Source organism: Pseudaeromonas paramecii (assembly GCF_039540575.1).
GTDB classification, from domain to species: domain Bacteria; phylum Pseudomonadota; class Gammaproteobacteria; order Enterobacterales; family Aeromonadaceae; genus Pseudaeromonas; species Pseudaeromonas paramecii.
The window spans coordinates 134,231-149,907 of the sequence record NZ_BAABFC010000029.1 but is presented as its reverse complement, the minus strand read 5'-3'; the positions used below and the strand labels follow the sequence as shown (position 1 = coordinate 149,907).

General features: G+C 62.9%; 17 protein-coding genes and 1 pseudogene. 3 read left to right on the top strand and 15 right to left on the bottom strand.

Annotated features, from left to right (window positions below):
• Positions 1-1,545 (top strand): threonine ammonia-lyase, biosynthetic, encoded by a 1,545-nt coding sequence (gene ilvA, locus ABD847_RS16585; RefSeq protein WP_345015043.1) that lies wholly within the window; start codon positions 1-3, stop codon positions 1,543-1,545.
• 79 nt (positions 1,546-1,624) lie between these two features.
• Here ilvA and ABD847_RS16580 read toward each other — a convergent pair.
• A pseudogene (locus tag ABD847_RS16580) lies at positions 1,625-2,875 on the bottom strand (MFS transporter).
• 171 nt (positions 2,876-3,046) lie between these two features.
• On the opposite strand from ABD847_RS16580, the gene ABD847_RS16575 reads away from it, so the two are divergent.
• Both ABD847_RS16575 and ABD847_RS16570 read left to right on the top strand, forming a co-directional pair.
• A complete protein-coding gene (locus tag ABD847_RS16575; RefSeq protein ID WP_345015041.1) occupies positions 3,047-3,445 on the top strand; it encodes a phosphate-starvation-inducible protein PsiE in 399 nt (132 codons plus the stop codon).
• Between the two features lie 24 nt (positions 3,446-3,469).
• Positions 3,470-4,072: a pentapeptide repeat-containing protein gene (locus ABD847_RS16570; RefSeq protein ID WP_345015039.1), complete on the top strand. Its 603-nt coding sequence runs from the start codon at positions 3,470-3,472 to the stop codon at positions 4,070-4,072.
• A gap of 7 nt (positions 4,073-4,079) precedes the next feature.
• On the opposite strand, the gene ABD847_RS16565 is transcribed toward ABD847_RS16570, so the two are convergent.
• The 14 genes from ABD847_RS16565 to ABD847_RS16500 all read right to left on the bottom strand — a co-directional run bounded on the left by ABD847_RS16565 (position 4,080) and on the right by ABD847_RS16500 (position 15,587).
• Entirely contained in the window at positions 4,080-4,826 is a 747-nt protein-coding gene (locus ABD847_RS16565; RefSeq protein ID WP_345015037.1) for a substrate-binding periplasmic protein, read from the bottom strand.
• Between the two features lie 173 nt (positions 4,827-4,999).
• Positions 5,000-6,400, bottom strand: coding sequence for an alpha/beta hydrolase (locus tag ABD847_RS16560; protein WP_345015035.1), 1,401 nt, complete (start codon positions 6,398-6,400; stop codon positions 5,000-5,002).
• 85 nt (positions 6,401-6,485) lie between these two features.
• Entirely contained in the window at positions 6,486-7,352 is an 867-nt protein-coding gene (locus ABD847_RS16555; RefSeq protein WP_345015033.1) for a helix-turn-helix domain-containing protein, read from the bottom strand.
• A 49-nt stretch (positions 7,353-7,401) separates the two neighbouring features.
• Positions 7,402-7,755 carry a hypothetical protein gene (locus ABD847_RS16550; protein WP_345015031.1) on the bottom strand — a complete coding sequence of 118 codons (354 nt, stop codon included), beginning with the start codon at positions 7,753-7,755 and terminating at the stop codon, positions 7,402-7,404.
• 87 nt (positions 7,756-7,842) lie between these two features.
• A complete protein-coding gene (locus tag ABD847_RS16545; protein WP_345015029.1) occupies positions 7,843-8,316 on the bottom strand; it encodes a cupin domain-containing protein in 474 nt (157 codons plus the stop codon).
• 61 nt (positions 8,317-8,377) lie between these two features.
• Complete coding sequence (locus tag ABD847_RS16540; protein WP_345015027.1) at positions 8,378-8,716, bottom strand: cupin domain-containing protein; 339 nt, start codon at positions 8,714-8,716, stop codon at positions 8,378-8,380.
• Between the two features lie 187 nt (positions 8,717-8,903).
• Complete coding sequence (locus ABD847_RS16535; protein ID WP_345015024.1) at positions 8,904-9,584, bottom strand: BUD32 family EKC/KEOPS complex subunit; 681 nt, start codon at positions 9,582-9,584, stop codon at positions 8,904-8,906.
• A 360-nt stretch (positions 9,585-9,944) separates the two neighbouring features.
• Positions 9,945-10,196 carry a 5'-nucleotidase gene (locus ABD847_RS16530; protein ID WP_345015022.1) on the bottom strand — a complete coding sequence of 84 codons (252 nt, stop codon included), beginning with the start codon at positions 10,194-10,196 and terminating at the stop codon, positions 9,945-9,947.
• Positions 10,197-10,223: 27 nt separating this feature from the next.
• Positions 10,224-10,751 (bottom strand): TerB N-terminal domain-containing protein, encoded by a 528-nt coding sequence (locus ABD847_RS16525; RefSeq protein ID WP_345015020.1) that lies wholly within the window; start codon positions 10,749-10,751, stop codon positions 10,224-10,226.
• A gap of 110 nt (positions 10,752-10,861) precedes the next feature.
• A complete protein-coding gene (locus tag ABD847_RS16520) occupies positions 10,862-11,320 on the bottom strand; it encodes a hypothetical protein (protein WP_345015018.1) in 459 nt (152 codons plus the stop codon).
• Positions 11,321-12,610: 1,290 nt separating this feature from the next.
• On the bottom strand, positions 12,611-13,375 hold the full coding sequence (locus ABD847_RS16515) for an amino acid ABC transporter ATP-binding protein (protein WP_345015016.1): 765 nt from the start codon (positions 13,373-13,375) through the stop codon (positions 12,611-12,613).
• Complete coding sequence (locus tag ABD847_RS16510) at positions 13,368-14,033, bottom strand: amino acid ABC transporter permease (protein ID WP_345015014.1); 666 nt, start codon at positions 14,031-14,033, stop codon at positions 13,368-13,370. Before ABD847_RS16510 ends, ABD847_RS16515 begins: the two co-directional genes overlap by 8 nt.
• Positions 14,034-14,043: 10 nt before the next feature.
• The gene (locus ABD847_RS16505) at positions 14,044-14,685 is read right to left on the bottom strand and encodes an amino acid ABC transporter permease (RefSeq protein ID WP_345015012.1); all 642 of its coding nucleotides are present in this window, start codon (positions 14,683-14,685) and stop codon (positions 14,044-14,046) included.
• 74 nt (positions 14,686-14,759) lie between these two features.
• Positions 14,760-15,587 (bottom strand): transporter substrate-binding domain-containing protein, encoded by an 828-nt coding sequence (locus tag ABD847_RS16500; RefSeq protein WP_345015010.1) that lies wholly within the window; start codon positions 15,585-15,587, stop codon positions 14,760-14,762.
• Between the last annotated feature and the right edge of the window lie 90 nt (positions 15,588-15,677).

The window sequence follows — 15,677 nt, the reverse complement described above, 5'->3', positions numbered from 1 at the left end:
ATGGCCGAGCAACCCACGGCGGCGGAGTACCTGCGCAAGGTACTCTTGTCGCCCGTCTACGAGGTGGCCAAGGTCACCCCGTTGCAACCGCTCAAGCGCCTGTCGGATCGGCTGGGCAACACTGTGCTGCTCAAGCGCGAGGACATGCAGCCGGTGCACTCCTTCAAGCTGCGGGGGGCCTACAACAAGATTGCCGGCCTCACCGCCGAGCAGAAGGCCAAGGGGGTCATCGCCGCCTCCGCCGGCAACCATGCCCAAGGGGTGGCCCTGTCCGGCATCAAGCTGAACATACCGGCCACCATCGTCATGCCCCTGTCCACCCCGGACATCAAGGTGGAGGCGGTGCGCCGCATGGGCGGCAACGTGCTGCTGCATGGCAACAACTTCGACGAGGCCTACGCCGAGAGCCGGCGGCTGGCCACCGAGAAGGGCTTCACCCTGATACCGCCGTTCGATGACGCCGACGTCATCGCCGGGCAGGGCACCATAGGTCGGGAGCTGCTGGAGCAGGACACCCGCCTGACCCATGTGTTCCTGCCGGTGGGCGGCGGCGGCCTGGCCGCCGGGGTGGCGGTCTACATCCGCCAGCTGTTGCCCCACATCAAGCTGATCGGCGTGGAAGCCGAGGGTTCCGCCTGCCTGCAGGCTGCCTGGGAAGCCGGCGAGCCGGTGAACCTGGCGCGGGTCTCCCTGTTTGCCGACGGCGTGGCGGTCAAGCGCATCGGCGACGAGACCTTCCGGGTCTGCCGCGAGTACCTGGACGAGGTGATCACCGTCAGCAATGACGAGATCTGTGCCGCCCTGAAGGACATCTTCGAGGACACCCGGGCCATCGCCGAGCCCTCCGGCGCCCTCTCCCTGGCCGGGCTCAAGAAGTATGCCGAGGAGCGGCAGGTGACCGGCGGGCGCATGGCGGCCATCCTGTCCGGTGCCAACGTCAACTTCCACAGCCTGCGCTACGTCTCCGAACGCTGCGAGCTGGGGGAGAAGCGCGAAGGTATGCTGGCGGTGACCATCCCCGAGCGCAAGGGGGCCTTCCTGGCCTTCTGCCAGCAGCTGGGGGCCCGCATGGTCACCGAGTTCAACTACCGCTTCTCCGCCGCCGAACAGGCCACCATCTTCGTGTCGGTGCGTCTGTCTCGGGGCAGCGAAGAGCTCAGGCAGATCATCGAGGAGCTGCAGGCCGGCGGTTACGGCGTGGTGAACATGACCGACAACGAGCTGGCCAAGAACCATGTGCGTTACATGGTGGGCGGCCGGCCCTGCCAGCCTCTGAGCGAGCGGCTCTACAGCTTCGAGTTCCCCGAGCAGCCTGGCGCCTTGCTGCGCTTCCTGCAGACCCTGGGCACCCTGTGGAACATCTCCCTGTTCCACTATCGCAACCACGGCGCCGAGTATGGTCGGGTGCTGTGCGCCTTCGAGCTGGCGCCGGCGGACGAGGATGCCTTCCACCGTCACCTGGAGGAGCTGGGCTATGTCTACCGCGACGTCTCCGACGATCCGGTATTCCGCCTGTTCCTGGCGCCGTCCGGCGTCTGTGCTTGAGCCATCCAGAGATGCAAAGGGCCGCGAATGCGGCCCTTTTCTTTTCTGGTGCGGTGACCGGCTAGGTGGGTTTACACAGCTAGGGATCCTGCGGCCGAGGGGTGAGGGGGGCCTGCTGCGCGGCGGGTGACCTGGCCAACTGGCGCAGGTAACGCCAGCCCACCAGGGCGGCCAGTAGACCCGAGAGCGCCGCCACCCCCAGGGCCCAGCGGGGGCCGAAGTGATTGGCCACCAACCCCAGCAGGGGCGCGCCCAGCGGGGTGCAGCCCATGAGGATCGCCATGCGGATGGCCATCACCCGGCCGCGCAGGGCGGGGGCCGTGGTGAGTTGCATCAGGCTGTTGGTGGTGTTGGCGAAGGTGAGGGCCGCCATGCCGATGGGAACCAGCAGCAGGGCAAACCACCCGTAGCCGGGGGCCAGGGCCGCCAGCAGGGTGCCGACGCAGAAGGCCAGCGCCGCCTGGATCAGCAGCTTAAAGTGCAGCTACTGGCGACCGGCCGCCAACAGGGCGCCGCTGACGGTGCCCACCGCCATGATGGAGGAGAGCAGGCCATAGCCCTTGGCATCGGCGTGGAAGGCCTGTACCGCCATGGTGGAGATGAAGATGGGAAAGTTGAGGCCGAAGGTGCCCAGCAGGAACAGCATGATGGCCATGGCGCGCAAGTCCGGGCGTTGCCACACCAGGCGCAGCCCCTCCAGCAGGGCGCCGGGCCGGCGACCTGCCCTGGGTTGCAGGTGTAGATCGGCGGTGCGCAGGCAGAGCAGGGCGGCCAGCACGGCGACAAAGGAGAGGCCGTTGACCACGAAGGCCCAGCCGGTGCCCAGGGTGGCGATCACCAGACCCGCCACCGCCGGGCCGACGAGGCGCGCCAGGTTGAAGGAGGTGGCGTTGAGGGAGACGGCGTTGGGCAGCTCCGCCTCGCTCACCAGCTCCGCCACGAAGATCTGCCGGGCCGGGGCATCGAAGGCCGCCGAGCAACCCAGCAGGGCGGCAAACAGGTAGACCTGCCACAGCTGCACCCAGCCCCCCAGGGTCAGGATCCCCAGCCCCAGGGCCAGCAGGCCCGAGATGGTCTGGGTCCACAGCAGCACCTTGCGCAGCGGCAGGCGATCCGCCACCAGGCCGGTCCAGGGCAACAGCAGCAGCTGGGGGCCGAACTGCAGCGCCATCACCATGCCCACGGCGGCGGCGTTTTGCTCCGTCAGCTGGGTCAGCACCAGCCAGTCCTGGGCCGCCCGCTGCATCCAGGTGCCTATGTTGGAGACCAGGGCGCCCGCCGCCCAGATGCGATAATTGCGGGTTCGCAACGAACGAAACACCGCCCCCATTGCCAGCATAACCACCTCGTCCACACCACAGCGACGGCACAGTAAAGCGCGGAATCGTCTGGCGGTCGAGGGGCAGACGGCTAGCGGCGCCAGCGTCGGGCTGCCCAAGGCCGGAAAGTTTTGCGATGATAGTCACATCTTCACCGGGGTGCGGTGACAAGGAGTCTGGCTATGAGTGTGCTGAAAGGGGTGGGGAATCGGGCGCTGGGCCTGGTGGAGGATGTGGGGCTGCTGCTGGTGGGCCTGCTGACGGTGATCGCCATGGGCCAGGAGGTGTGGACCGTGATCCTCAACCGCCATGTCTCCCTGGCGGATCTGCTGCTGCTGTTCATCTACCTGGAGGTGCTGGCCATGGTGGGCCTCTACCTCAAGTCAGGCCGTCTGCCGGTGCGTATGCCGCTGTACATCGTCATCGTCGCCTTGGCCCGCTACATGGCCCTGGACATGAAGAACCTGGATACCTGGCGCATGCTGGGACTGGCCGGCGCCATCCTGGTGGTGGCCCTGGCGATACTGGTGATCCGTTTCGGCCATACCCGTTACCCCTACGGTGAGACGGATAAGGGCTAGTCAGATTTGTCTGGAGACCTGTCCATGCATGATGTCATCCGTAACTCGGAACCCTGTGTCGACCAGACCTTTGCCGCTTTATCAGTGGCAGGCTCTCGTTGGGAGGGGCGGGTGTTCGAGTCTTGCCGTTTTCTGGGTGGCGACTTCACCCAGGCGGTGTTTCGTCGCTGTCAGTTTATCGATTGCCAGTTCACCGACTGCAATCTGAGCCTGGTTGCCTGGCCGGCCAGCCGGTTGCAGCAGGTGCGGTTTCAGGGATGCAAGCTGCTGGGTGTGGACTGGACTCTACCCGCCTGGCCCAGCCCCGCATTGGCCGCACCTATCAGTTTGCAGGATTGCCTGCTGGATGAGGGAAACTTCTTCGGCCTGATCCTGCCCGACCTGGTGCTGCGCGGCAGCCGGTTGCGTGGGGCGGATCTGCGGGAGGCGGATCTGCGGCGGGCAGACTGCCAGGGCTGTGACCTTGCCGGCGCCCTGTTTGGTCGTACCGACCTGCGGGAGGCCGACTTTTCCGAGGCGCAGGATTATCACCTCAACCCCTTGGAAAACCGCCTGCAGGGGGCTCGCTTCAGTCGCTTCGAGGCCCTGAGCCTGCTGGATGGGCTGGGCATAACGCTGGTGGACTAGTCGCCCTTCAGCGCTGTATCCCGTACGCTTCCGCCAGCCGCTGCAGGCTGCCGTCGGCCTCCATGGCCGCCAGCGTGGTCTGCCATTGGTCGAGGATGGCGGGATCCGTGTTCAAGGAGGCGGCCACCCAGGCCTGATAGTCGCTGAGCTTGACCCCCTTGACGAAGGGATTGTCCGGCAGGCCATGCAGCCGGATAAAGAAGTTCACCGCCGAGTGGGAGGAGATCCAGCCCTGGATGCGGCCGGTCATCAGCTTGCGGCCGTTGGCATCGTCCGAGTTGATCAGCTCCAACCGCGTGAGGCCCTGGCGCTGGGCGGCGATGGCGTTGGCGGCGCCAATATTGGCGCCTAACAGGGGCAGGGCCTTGGCCTCCTCCAGGGTGGCGGCACCAGGCCGGCCCTTGAGGGTATAGATGCTGAAATCATCCCGGATGATGGGGTGGAGCCAGCGCACCGTCTGCTCCCGCTCCGGGATGCGCCCCACCCACAGGCCGATGACATTGGCCTCACTCTGCACGGTGCGATTGGCCCGCGCCAGGGGCTGCACCCGTATCTGCCCCCGATAGCCCAGCCGGCGCATCACCTCCTGCCCCAGCTCGAAGGCATAGCCGCGATAGCCACCCTGCTGCTCGAAGGCAAAGGGCGAGATGCTGGAACAGACCACCTTGGGCTCCGCCGCCTGGGCCGCCGGCCAGAGCAGCAGCCCCAACAGGCCAAGCCAGCCCCAGGGGCAACGTGCCCTCCGGAGCCGCACGGGCTTCCAACAGAAAAAGCCGATTCGCCACACCATCAGCACCGTCCGCCAATGTCGTTATTGGTTCCTGACTGAATTGTAGTGGGCGGCTGAGGCCCGAGCCGTGCGCCAGGTCAGTTTGGGCTCACTTGGCTCGGAGGGCAGCCGGGCGGTGTGCCGCCCGGCGTGAGGGGCTAGGTGCGTGGCGTGATGGCGCGGGCCAGCTCTGGCATGAGTTCCGGCAGGATGGACTGCCAGTAGTGCCAGGTGTGGCCCCCCTCGGCATACTGGATGGCGGGCGTCAGGCCGGCCTGGCGCAGCTGCTGCTCCAGCTGCTGGTTGCTGGTCAGGCTGGTGTGATCCTGCTGGCCGCAGTAGAGGCGCACGGGGGGCATGGCCTGCAGACCGGCCGCCGTCCATTGCTCCTGCGGGCCATAGGCGAAGTAGCCGGAGAGGGCCGCCCCGGCGGCAAACAGCTGCGGGTACTGGTAGGCCAGGTGGACGACGCCGTAGCCCCCCATGGAGACCCCCAGCAGGGCCCGCTGGGCCGGTTGCTCGCTCAGCCCCCACCGCGGTGCCTGGGGCAGCAGCTCCCGGATCAGAAAGCGCTCAATGGGCCCCTGATAGAAACTCTTGCCGCCATCCACCATCACCAGGGCCATGGGCGGCATCTTCCCCTCGGCGATCAGGTTGTCAAGCAGGGCGGGCAGCTGGCCGTCGTCCACCCACTGATGGCGATCCATGCCATAGCCGTGCAGCGCCAGGGCCCAGGGCAGGGGCGTGCTGGCGGTTACCCCGGCCGGCCGGTAGATCAGCACCTGGCGCGGCCCCAGCTCGCTACTCTCCAGTGATACCTCCTGCAGGCGGCCCCGCTGGGCAGGATTACTCCTGGGCAGGTAGTTGGCATCCGGCTCGCCCAGCTGGATCAGGGAGTTGTAGCCGCCCTGGCCGTCGGCCTGGCGTTGCGGGTTGGCCGCATCGGTGAGCCAGCGGCCGTCCTGCACCAGCTTGTAGGCCCAGCGGCCGGGGCCCAGATGCACCGTCAGGCGCCAGTCGCCATCGGCCTGCCGGGTCATCGGCAGACTGTCGGCCTGCCAGTCGTTCATCTCGCCGGCCAGGTAGACGGCCTGGGCCTGGGGGGCATGCCAGACAAAAGTGACGGCCTGGGTGCCGGGGCGTGGTGTCAGGCAAGGTTCCGCCGGCGGCTGGGCCACCTCGGCATCGGCGCGGGTCAGGGTCACGCTGCCTTGTTGGTTGGGGCTTTGATAGGTGAGCCGCATGCTGTCGTCCTCCGGCTGATAGGTGAGGGCCATGCTGCCGCCGTCCGGGTCGCCCTCTATGGTCCAGAACAGGCTCAGGGGCTCGGTCTGGCGCACCTGGGCGATGGCATCAAATTGCAGCTCGGGCTGCTGCCATTGGGCATTGAGCTTGCGCCAGTAGTGCACCTGCATCTGGCCGTTCTCTCCTGGGCTCAGGCGCAGGGCATCCCGCAGGCCATCGCCCCAGCGGCCCTGCCAGCGGGTATGGGTGATCTCTGGGTTGGCGGCCACCGCCAGGGAACCCAGCAGCAGGCCAAGACATAGGTAGCGCAGCATGATTTCAACTCCTTTGGATAGACGCTGCGCAGACCTTATCCCGGACTGTGCTCTACCGGCTTGATAATCCGCGCCAAGTCGCCGCTCACCAGAGTTGGTAGCCTGGGCTGGGGGTGGTGCGCACCGGCAGCGTCAGCCCCAGGGCGGGTTGGCGCTCGTCGGGCAGGTGCAGCTCGACGGGGGCATCGGCAAAGTGCCAGCCGCTGTGAAAGATCCACTGGGCGAAGCAGTGGTAGAAGAACACCGGCAGCAGCTGCTCGTAGCCCAGGGTCCAGAAGCTGGCCCGGTAACCCGCCGGCAGCGTCAGGGCATCCAGCCCCGCTGGCGGCGCCCCCCGACCGGCCTCGATGGCCAGCAACAGCCGGTAGTAGCGGCACTGCTGGGGCGCGGTTTTGAAGTAGAAGAGCCGTGGCCGGATGGCGCGGCCAAACAGGCTCTGCAGATCCGCCTGCAGCTGGGCCACCTGGGCCAGCAAGGCCGGCCCGGCCATCTGGTCGCCGGTCAGGATGCGGCCCAGCCCCCACAACGGGCGGGCCGGCTGGTGGACAATCTGGGGCGGACGCTGGCGCTGGCGGCCCAGCTCCCCCAGCATGGCCTCACCCAGCACGGGGCGGTAGTAGAAGTGCTGCTGGCTGCCCTGCTGGCGATACTCGCTGGGGGTCATGAAGAAGTGGCGCGCAAAGGCGCGGGTGAAGGCCTCGTGGCTGCCAAACTGACAGTCCAGCGCCAAGGAGAGGATATCGTCGTGCCCCGCCACCAGGCGTTGCGCCGCCAGGGTCAGTCGCCGCCCGCGCACGAAGCTGGCCAGACTCTCTCCCACCGCATCGGCAAAGTGGCGCTGCAAGGAGCGCAACGACATGGCCGCCGCATCCGCCACCTCCTCCAGCGCAAAGGGATCACCCAGGTGCGCCTCCATAAAGGCCCCGGCGCGCAGCAGACGTTCTGGATTCACAAAGGGTTCCTTCCTGGGTTAGGGGTGGCGGTTGAGGCGGGAGGGCGGCTCAACTGAGATCCCGGGTAGACCACCCGGCGTCCTCGAGTGTGCGTTGCAAGGCCAAGAATGACCGCTGCGCACCGTGGCCGGGGCGCCAGTACCCCAAGCCACGGCGCCTGGCTGCGCTCATCTGCACCCTGATGCCCTCTCCGGCAAAAAAGTGAAAGTAGGGTGGCTGCGCCGTGATGTCGCGTTCACCGACACACAGCAGACCGAGAGCGGCGACGCCAGGATGACGGGCCTGCCATTGGGCGTGGCAGCTTGCCAGGTCTATCTCGATAACGCCCTGTGCCGATTCAAGTCGCAATCGGCCGTCCGCCAAACTTAGCCGGTCTTTGTCTGTCCAGGTCAGGGTTTGCATATGGTGTCTCCTGATGCAGCGCGGTGCCGTACCGCCTGGGTCGCCTTCAGCCATCCCAAGGTGTTGTGAGGCGCTGCCATCGCCGGCTCAATAGGGCCTGCCATCTTTATGCCGCACGACCCAGGCGCCGTCGTCTCCCTGGGTCAGGGTCAGATCGTCATCGGGATAGACCACCGCATCCCCCGGGGTGCGGTCGCCGACCTCCAGATAGGTCACCTCCGCCGCCGACTGGTTGACGAGCTGGTGCCCCACGCCGCCGTTGGCCGCAAAGCCCATGCAATCGCCGGCGGTCATCTCGAAGCGCTGTTCACCGTAGATCAGGGTGGCGGTGCCGCAGAGGATGTAAATAAATTCATCCTGCTTGGCGTGATGGTGCTTGAGGGCCGAGATGGCCCCGGGCGCCAGTGTGGTCAGGTTGACGCCGAAGTGGCTGAGGCCGAAGTGATCCCCCAGCTTGCGTTTGCTGCGGTGCTGGACCAGGGCGGCGAAAGGCGCAGGGTAGAGGGACTTGGCGGTATGAACCGGGATCTGGCTGGCGTCGATGGGGGTCTTGTTGGGCATGGTGCTGCTTCTCCCTGGGGTCAGTTTGCCTTGCTCTGATGCCATGGGCGATTACGCTGGGCTAATCGCCCCTACGGCTCTGGTGCCCCACGCCGCCGTTGGCCGCAAAGCCCATGCAATCGCCGGCGGTCATCTCGAAGCGCTGCTCACCGTAGATCAGGGTGGCGGTGCCGCAGAGGATGTAAATAAATTCATCCTGCTTGGCGTGATGGTGCTTGAGGGCCGAGATGGCCCCGGGCGCCAGTGTGGTCAGGTTGACGCCGAAGTGGCTGAGGCCGAAGTGATCCCCCAGCTTGCGTTTGCTGCGGTGCTGGACCAGGGCGGCGAAAGGCGCAGGGTAGAGGGACTTGGCGGTATGAACCGGGATCTGGCTGGCGTCGATGGGGGTCTTGTTGGGCATGGTGCTGGCTTCTCCCTGGGGTCAGTTTGCCTTGCTCTGATTAAATGGGCGATTACGCTGCGCTAATCGCCCCTACGGCTCTGGTCTGGTTAACTGAGCGATTACGCTGGGCTAATGGCCCCTACGGCCTGGGCTGTCTGGTGATGATGCGGCGTGCAGCGCCGGCTGTCTATGGCTCGGCGCAGGCTCAGCTCAGGCGGCGCAGTATGCTTTCGCGCTGGCGCAAGAAGGGCGCCTCCAGCGGCTTGGGCTCGCCGGGCTTGTTGATATGGGCCACCTCGCCGCTACTGAGGTAGGCGGCCATGCCCTCCCGGTTGAGCCAGTAGAAGATCCCCCAGTTGGCAAAATTCCACTCCTCGCTGTAGGGGTGGGCCTCGTAGTCGATGTAGTGCAGCCCCCGCTCGTTCAGCACGAAGTTGGTGGGGAAGAAGTCCACATGGTAGCCCGCCGCCTGTAGCCGGCCTGCCATCTGCAGCATGGCGCCAAAGTGGCGATCGTCGAGCCCTTCGCGCTGCTGGATCTCGACGATAAGCTCGCCGGCGATGTACTCCTTGGCCAGGGCGTAGTGCGCCTGGCTATAGGCCAGCAGCCGCGGGTGGGGGATGCCGCTCTCCAGCAGGCGCAGGTAGCTGCACAGCTCAAAATCGAGGATCTGGTCGAAGGGCACCGTCTCGTAGCCGGTCTGGCAGTAGCGCTTGAGCACCAGCTCCCGGGGTAGGCTGGGATGGTCAGCCTGGCGCTGGTAGAGCCAGGAGATGGCCGACTTGCCGCGCCCCAGCTCGCGGACGGCCTGATAGGGGACACCCTCCAGCCGCAGCTGTTGACCGTCCAGCTCCAGTTGACCGAGGGGGTGGGGGATGGGCCGCATAACGCCTCCGTTTGTCACGCCTGGTGCCACTGTGCCGCCAACCCGGCCTGCCCGCTTCCCGCCGGCGGGTGGAATTGACGGTAGGAGGCGCGCTGGCCAGCCCAGGTCCTGCTGGACTCCCTACCGACGGATCCCCAGCACGGCGGCCCCTATGTGATGTGGCAGGGCACCCCCTTCGCCCACATCCTGATCCCGGTGGGCGAGCGAGAATAAGCCCAGCGCGGGATGCCTTGCCGTATAACCAAGGCCCAGGCAGCCATGCCGCCTGGGCGTTAATTTGGTGAGAGGGGAAAGAGGTTAACGCCTGCCTGAATTAAGCTGAGCCGCGAAGCAGCGGCGGCTTGCATGAATTATTAGCAGTCAATCATATGGCTTGTTCGTGATTCCGAACGGAATGTGGACTGATGGAGCGACCTCGCTAGCGGTGGCAAGATGTCCGGACTGATCGTCAAAGAAAATATGCGGCTGTAGGACGTCCAAGACATGCTTCTTCTCTACCCCGCCAAGAAAGAATGCATCATTTGCCATCACTCCCCAACTCTTCAACGTATTGATAGCCCGCTCATGGGAAGGTGCATTCCTTGCCGTGACAATAGATACGCGATGATGCAATGGGCGATTACGCTGCGCTAATCGCCCCTACGGCCCTGAATAGTGCTGGAATGATTTGTTAGCATGTGCATCTCGTAATTTCAATATGACATTAAATGCCCTATCAAAGTCACCCTCTAGTAGATGTCGCTCTAAACCATAATATAGAATAAATACATAACCAATATCATTTTCAGGGCTATATGGATCTTCGAGTAGTTTTACATAGTTCCATCTTTGTTTTGGTGTTAATGTTTTGAAGTTTGGATAATAGGTTGGTCGTTGAACTTCTTCATTTTCTTTGGGCTCGATTATTTCTTTATCAAGAAATATAAGGCTCGGTTCTTCGGCACCCGAAAATGAGACCGTTACGGCATAACCATTAATTCTAAATGTATTAACTTCTTTAGGCTTGGTGGTGTGGTTTTTCATTGCGCCATCACCAAACCATAGTAAGTTTTTTATATCTGGGTGTATGGTTAAATTTTTTCTGTAAACAATTGGTGGCTGTGTATTTTCGATGGAAGGTAATGCCTTTATCTGTTTCTTTTTTCTAAAAACATCAAACAAAGACATTCATACCTTCCTAGTTGCGATTAAGCCTAACATTTTAGTTATGGGGCGCGCGTGCTTTTTGCGCGTCCCAGTGAGCGAAGCGAACGACTTAAACTATTTGTTATATGATTTTATATTATTTTTCTAATAATCAAATAATATATATCGGCGATGTCATCGTCGAGGTATGGTTCGTGGGATTGATATTTTCCGGCTGATCTTGCCTCTTCTGCATAATCAAATAGCCACTCCGACTTACGTTTGTCTTGTATTAGGACTCTAGCCTTTGTAAGGCTCTGGAATTGTGATGCTGTTATATCAATGTATTGATTGGCAACTTCTAGCCAAGCATGGCTTTTAATGCATGGGAATTTAACGCTGCTGTGTTTTATAGATATTAACGCAACATCATGCCCCAATTCTTTTAAATACACCCCAAGAAGATTTGATGCAATGTGGCACGCCCCATGAGGGAATAAGCTCAAGCCATTCCAGGCTGTTGTGCTTATCTCTAATATTTTGTGGGATTCAAATTCAATCAAATATAAGAGAGCATTTCTGAATTTATGAACATCAATTAAACACTTCAATTCGGTACCTTTTATATAACAATTTATTAAGCGGCATTTTGCCACCTATCCACGGGGCTTATGCCGCCTAGTTCCGTGATGCAACGCGGGTGTGCTCTGCAACCCATTGTCCGGGCAGTAAAAAACATGCCCTCGCTTGTCCTGTGTGGCTAGTCGGCCTATTGGCCACCTGGCCCGCAGTGGCACCGGATCCTGTTTTTTCTGGCAAGTCGTACCCTGAGCTTATTCGGCTCGCCCAGGCTACCGCCCCTGGGTCTTCAGCCCCCAACCTGCTGCCGGTGTCCCTACCTATTTTGAGTCCTATCCTAACCGTCCTTTGCGTACTTTGACATTCGCGTAGGTCACATTTGGGCATCTGTCAAACCGGGTTTGTGGCCTGGTGTCCGTTTTGTCTTGCTGCTTTGGCGCAATACGCTGCGCTATTGCGCCCTACTTGTCCTGAGTTAGTCCGTTCCGCCTTTGCCATCTCGGCGCCTCCCTGCGGCTCGTGCATTCCAATCCGCCTTCCGCTCGGCCCGGTCAAGGGGCGCCACAATCGGTGGTAGTCGTCGCTTTGGGCGTTCGTCATCTGGCGCAATACGCTGTGCTATTGCGCCCTACGGGGAATGAGTAATCCGATAACTGGGCGGCGTCTCAGGGGCTGGCTAACGGGATACGTCTCCCCTCTGTCTGGCCGAGGTGGCCGCGGGGGATAGGCGACGAGGCAGGAAGCCGAGTCAGCCATCGCCGTGTCAGGAACACGTCGATGGCGGGCCGTGATCCCCCGATGACGCCGAGGGAAGCCGTAGGCCCAGACAGTGGGGAGTGCCCGGGGTTAAGGGGCGGTGGCATGACCGCCCCTTGGCGCCCCCGCCAAGCGGGAAGCTTGAAAGGCTCGATGTGCGATCAGGGCGCAACGGGCAAAGATGTTCTGGCCCGCCCCGCCAAGCGGCAGCTTGGAAAGGCTGGGGGGCCGGGCAGGCGGAACGGGCAGCGCCGTTCTGAATGATTCATATCAACGGCGTTGAGCCACTCCAAAGCGACCCCACCCCAACCCTCCCCTTGGCAGGGGAGGGAGCCAACGCGATCTGACTCGCTTCCGCAGCCGCAGGGTGGTTAACGGCTGGATGCCGGGCAGGCGCAACGGGCAAAGATGTTCTGGCCCGCCCCGCCAAGGGGCAGCTTGGAATGGCTGGGGGCCGGGCACCCGCTTGCGGGCCAGCCATAAAAAACCGCCCAGCGGGCGGTCAAAAGGGAGAGTGGAGGTCGGTCTTATTATGTCGCGGAAGCGAAGATTCCCGCGGCGACGGCTTACTGCCGCACCGTCTGCAAAAACTGTTTCACCCGCTCGGATTTGGGATTGGTGAAGAACTCCTCCGGCGGGGCCTGTTCGATCAGCTTGCCCTTCTCCAGGAACACCACCTGATCGGACACGGCGCGGGCGAACTCCATCTCGTGGGTCACCACCACCATGGTGTAGCCCTCCTGGGAGAGCTGCTTCATCACCGCCAGCACCTCGCCCACCCGTTCCGGGTCCAGGGCCGAGGTGGGTTCGTCGAACAGCATCACCTCCGGGCTCATGGCCAGGGAGCGGGCGATGGCCACCCGCTGTTTCTGGCCGCCGGACAAGGTGATGGGGTAGACGTGCTGCTTCTCCAGCATGCCCACCTTCTCCAGCTGGGTGGTGGCGATCTGGTTGGCCTCCTCCTTGGACATCTTCTTCACGTGGAGCAGGGCCTCGGTGACGTTCTGCCGCACCGTCAGGTGGGGCCAGAGGTTGAAGCTCTGGAACACCATGCCCACCCGTTCGCGGATGCGGGCCAGCTGCTTGTTGCTCATGGGCTGCTGGGTCTGGTCGTCGATGCCGATGCGTTCCTCACCGATGTGGATGGTGCCGCGATCCGGCTGCTCCAGCCAGTTCATGCAGCGCAGCAGGGTGGATTTGCCGGAGCCGGAGGAGCCCAGGATGCTCACCACCTCGCCCTTGTTGACGGTGAGGTTGATGTCCCGCAGCACCTCGACGTTGTCGAACTGCTTGGACAGGCGGTTTACGGTAATGGCGGGTGTGTCAGACATGGCTAAATCCTCGTTGCTTGCCCAGCCGGCCCAGCCAGCGGATGGCGTATTCGATCAACAGGCTGATGATCCAGTAGAGCATGATGGCCACCAGGAAGGCCTTCATGGGGATGAAGTAGGTGGCCTGCACGCCGTTGGCGGCGGCGGTCACTTCCTTCACCGTGATGATGCACAAGAAGGCGGTGTCCTTGAGGCAGATGATCAGCTGGTTGCCGATGAGCGGCAGGCTGGTCATCACCACGTTGGGCAGAATGATGCGCAGGAACACCAGATGGTGGCGGAAGCCGTGGGCCTGGGCCGCCTCGATGAGGCCCTTGGGCATCACCCGGCGCTGGCTGCGGAAGATTTCGCAAAAGTAGGCGCCGTGGTAGAGGGTGAGGGCGATGAGCCCGGCCACATCGGCCGAGAGGCGCACCCCGCCTTGGGGCAGGCCGTAGTAGAGCAGGTAGGCCAGGATCAGGAAGGGGATGGTGCGCATGGCGTCGATAAACAGCCCCAGTCCCTGGCGCGCGCGGTTGCTCGGCCCTTCCAGCAGGTAGAGCAGCAGGGCGCCCAGCAGCAGGCCCAGCAGGGCGGAGATGCCAAACAGCTTGAGGGTGTTGAGGAAGCCGCCGAAAAAGGCATCGCGGGCATCCCAGATGGTCATCCATTCGTTCATGGCAGTCTCCTCACATGGCCAGCCGACGGGCTTTGTTTTCGGCGGAGGCCTGGGCCTTCACCATCACCCCTATCATCACCATGTAGATGAGCCCGGCGCCCAGTATGGGGTAGAGGGGTTCATAGGTGACGGAGGCGATGCGGTTGGTGACCCGGGTGAGGTCGACGAGGCCGATCACGGCGATGGCCGGGCTGCCCTTGATCAGGAAGGACATCTCGTTCACCAGGGCCGGCAGGCTGACGGTGAACAGCTGGGGCAGCATGATGCGGCGGAAGAAGGTCCAGTCGGTCATGCCGATGGCCTGGGCCGCCTCGCGCTGATCCCGGGAGAAGTTGTTGAGGGCCGAGCGCCAGATCTCGGCGTTGAAGGCGGCGGTGTTCAGGGTCAGGGCCAGGATGGCCGCCACATTCTTGTTGAGGTTGATGCCCACCGAGGGCAGAGAGAGAAACAAAAACAGCACCAGGGTCACCAAGGGGGTGGCCCGGGCCAGGCTGATATACAGGGCCAGTGCCTGATCGACCAGGGGAATCGCCTGCCGCCGGACGAGGGCGATGAGCAGGCCGGCACTGACCCCCAGCATTATGGCAATCCCCGATATCCAGAGGGTAGTCCAGGCCCCTTCCAGCAACAGCAACCATGCCTTGAGATCCATGGAACGCCTCCTTGCAGCTACAACGTACGACGTGGGTGAAACGGGGCACCCGGCTCGCCGGGTGCCCGTGATAGTTACAGACCGGCCAGCTTGTGGAACTGATCCACGTTGGTGATGGCCTCATCCGGCAGGTTGTCGAAGGACTCGCCAAACCACTTGAGTTGCAGCTCCTTGAGCTTGCCGGTGTCCTTCAGGTGCTTGACGAAGCCGTTGAGGAACTCCAGCAGTTGCGGGCTGTTCTTGGGCACAGGCCAGGCGACGAAGCCGCCACCGGACACGGCTTGGCCCTTCTCGAACACGTCACCGCGGGTCTTCACCAGGTCGTTGACGGAGATGACGGCGTTGATCACATAGTCCAGACGACCGTTGGCCAGGTCGGCATAGGCTTCCGGATAAGACTGGTATTCCACCACTTCCCCCAGCTTGCCGCCGGTTTGCTCCAGCATGGTCTTGAGCTCCGGCAGGCGGGCCAGCAGGGCGCTACCGGCCTGCACACCCAGAACCTTGCCGCTCAGATCCGCCACGCTCTTCATGCGGTCGTCACCCTTGCGCTTGACGTAGTAGTGCTGGGCGGAAGCCACGGGGGCCACGAAGTTGAACACCTTGAGGCGATCGTCGGTCACCAGGGCGCCTGTGATGGCCACGTCATACTGACCGGCGGCCACGGAGGCCAGCAGACCGGTCCAGGGCAGAATGCTCTGCTCCAGCTTGAACTTGGTGGCATATTCTTTCAGCTCGATCAGCACGTCCTTGTGGAAGCCGTCCGGCTGGCCGTCGGTGATGAAGTTGAAGGGGGCGTAATCGTCCTCGGTGGCGATCTTCAGGGCCCCGCGGGCCTCAATTTCCGGCAGATCGGCCGCCTGTACCGCGAAGGCAAAGGTCAGGGCCAAACCGGCTAACATGTGGCTAACTGCTTTTCCTGCAAAGAATTTCTTTTTCATTCGCTCACCTCACTGTGACATTCAAGAACCACTGGGTTATGGGGTTGCAAC

Bases quoted from the DNA above. Each gene is read 5' to 3' on its own strand.
- ilvA (WP_345015043.1), top strand. From the start codon at position 1: ATGGCCGAGCAACCCACGGCGGCGGAGTACCTGCGCAAGGTACTCTTG.
- ABD847_RS16575 (WP_345015041.1), top strand. From the start codon at position 3,047: ATGAGTGTGCTGAAAGGGGTGGGGAATCGGGCGCTGGGCCTGGTGGAG.
- ABD847_RS16570 (WP_345015039.1), top strand. From the start codon at position 3,470: ATGCATGATGTCATCCGTAACTCGGAACCCTGTGTCGACCAGACCTTT.
- ABD847_RS16560 (WP_345015035.1), bottom strand. From the start codon at position 6,400: ATGCTGCGCTACCTATGTCTTGGCCTGCTGCTGGGTTCCCTGGCGGTG.
- ABD847_RS16550 (WP_345015031.1), bottom strand. From the start codon at position 7,755: ATGCAAACCCTGACCTGGACAGACAAAGACCGGCTAAGTTTGGCGGAC.
- ABD847_RS16545 (WP_345015029.1), bottom strand. From the start codon at position 8,316: ATGCCCAACAAGACCCCCATCGACGCCAGCCAGATCCCGGTTCATACC.
- ABD847_RS16540 (WP_345015027.1), bottom strand. From the start codon at position 8,716: ATGCCCAACAAGACCCCCATCGACGCCAGCCAGATCCCGGTTCATACC.
- ABD847_RS16535 (WP_345015024.1), bottom strand. From the start codon at position 9,584: ATGCGGCCCATCCCCCACCCCCTCGGTCAACTGGAGCTGGACGGTCAA.
- ABD847_RS16525 (WP_345015020.1), bottom strand. From the start codon at position 10,751: ATGTCTTTGTTTGATGTTTTTAGAAAAAAGAAACAGATAAAGGCATTA.
- ABD847_RS16515 (WP_345015016.1), bottom strand. From the start codon at position 13,375: ATGTCTGACACACCCGCCATTACCGTAAACCGCCTGTCCAAGCAGTTC.
- ABD847_RS16510 (WP_345015014.1), bottom strand. From the start codon at position 14,033: ATGAACGAATGGATGACCATCTGGGATGCCCGCGATGCCTTTTTCGGC.
- ABD847_RS16505 (WP_345015012.1), bottom strand. From the start codon at position 14,685: ATGGATCTCAAGGCATGGTTGCTGTTGCTGGAAGGGGCCTGGACTACC.
- ABD847_RS16500 (WP_345015010.1), bottom strand. From the start codon at position 15,587: ATGTTAGCCGGTTTGGCCCTGACCTTTGCCTTCGCGGTACAGGCGGCC.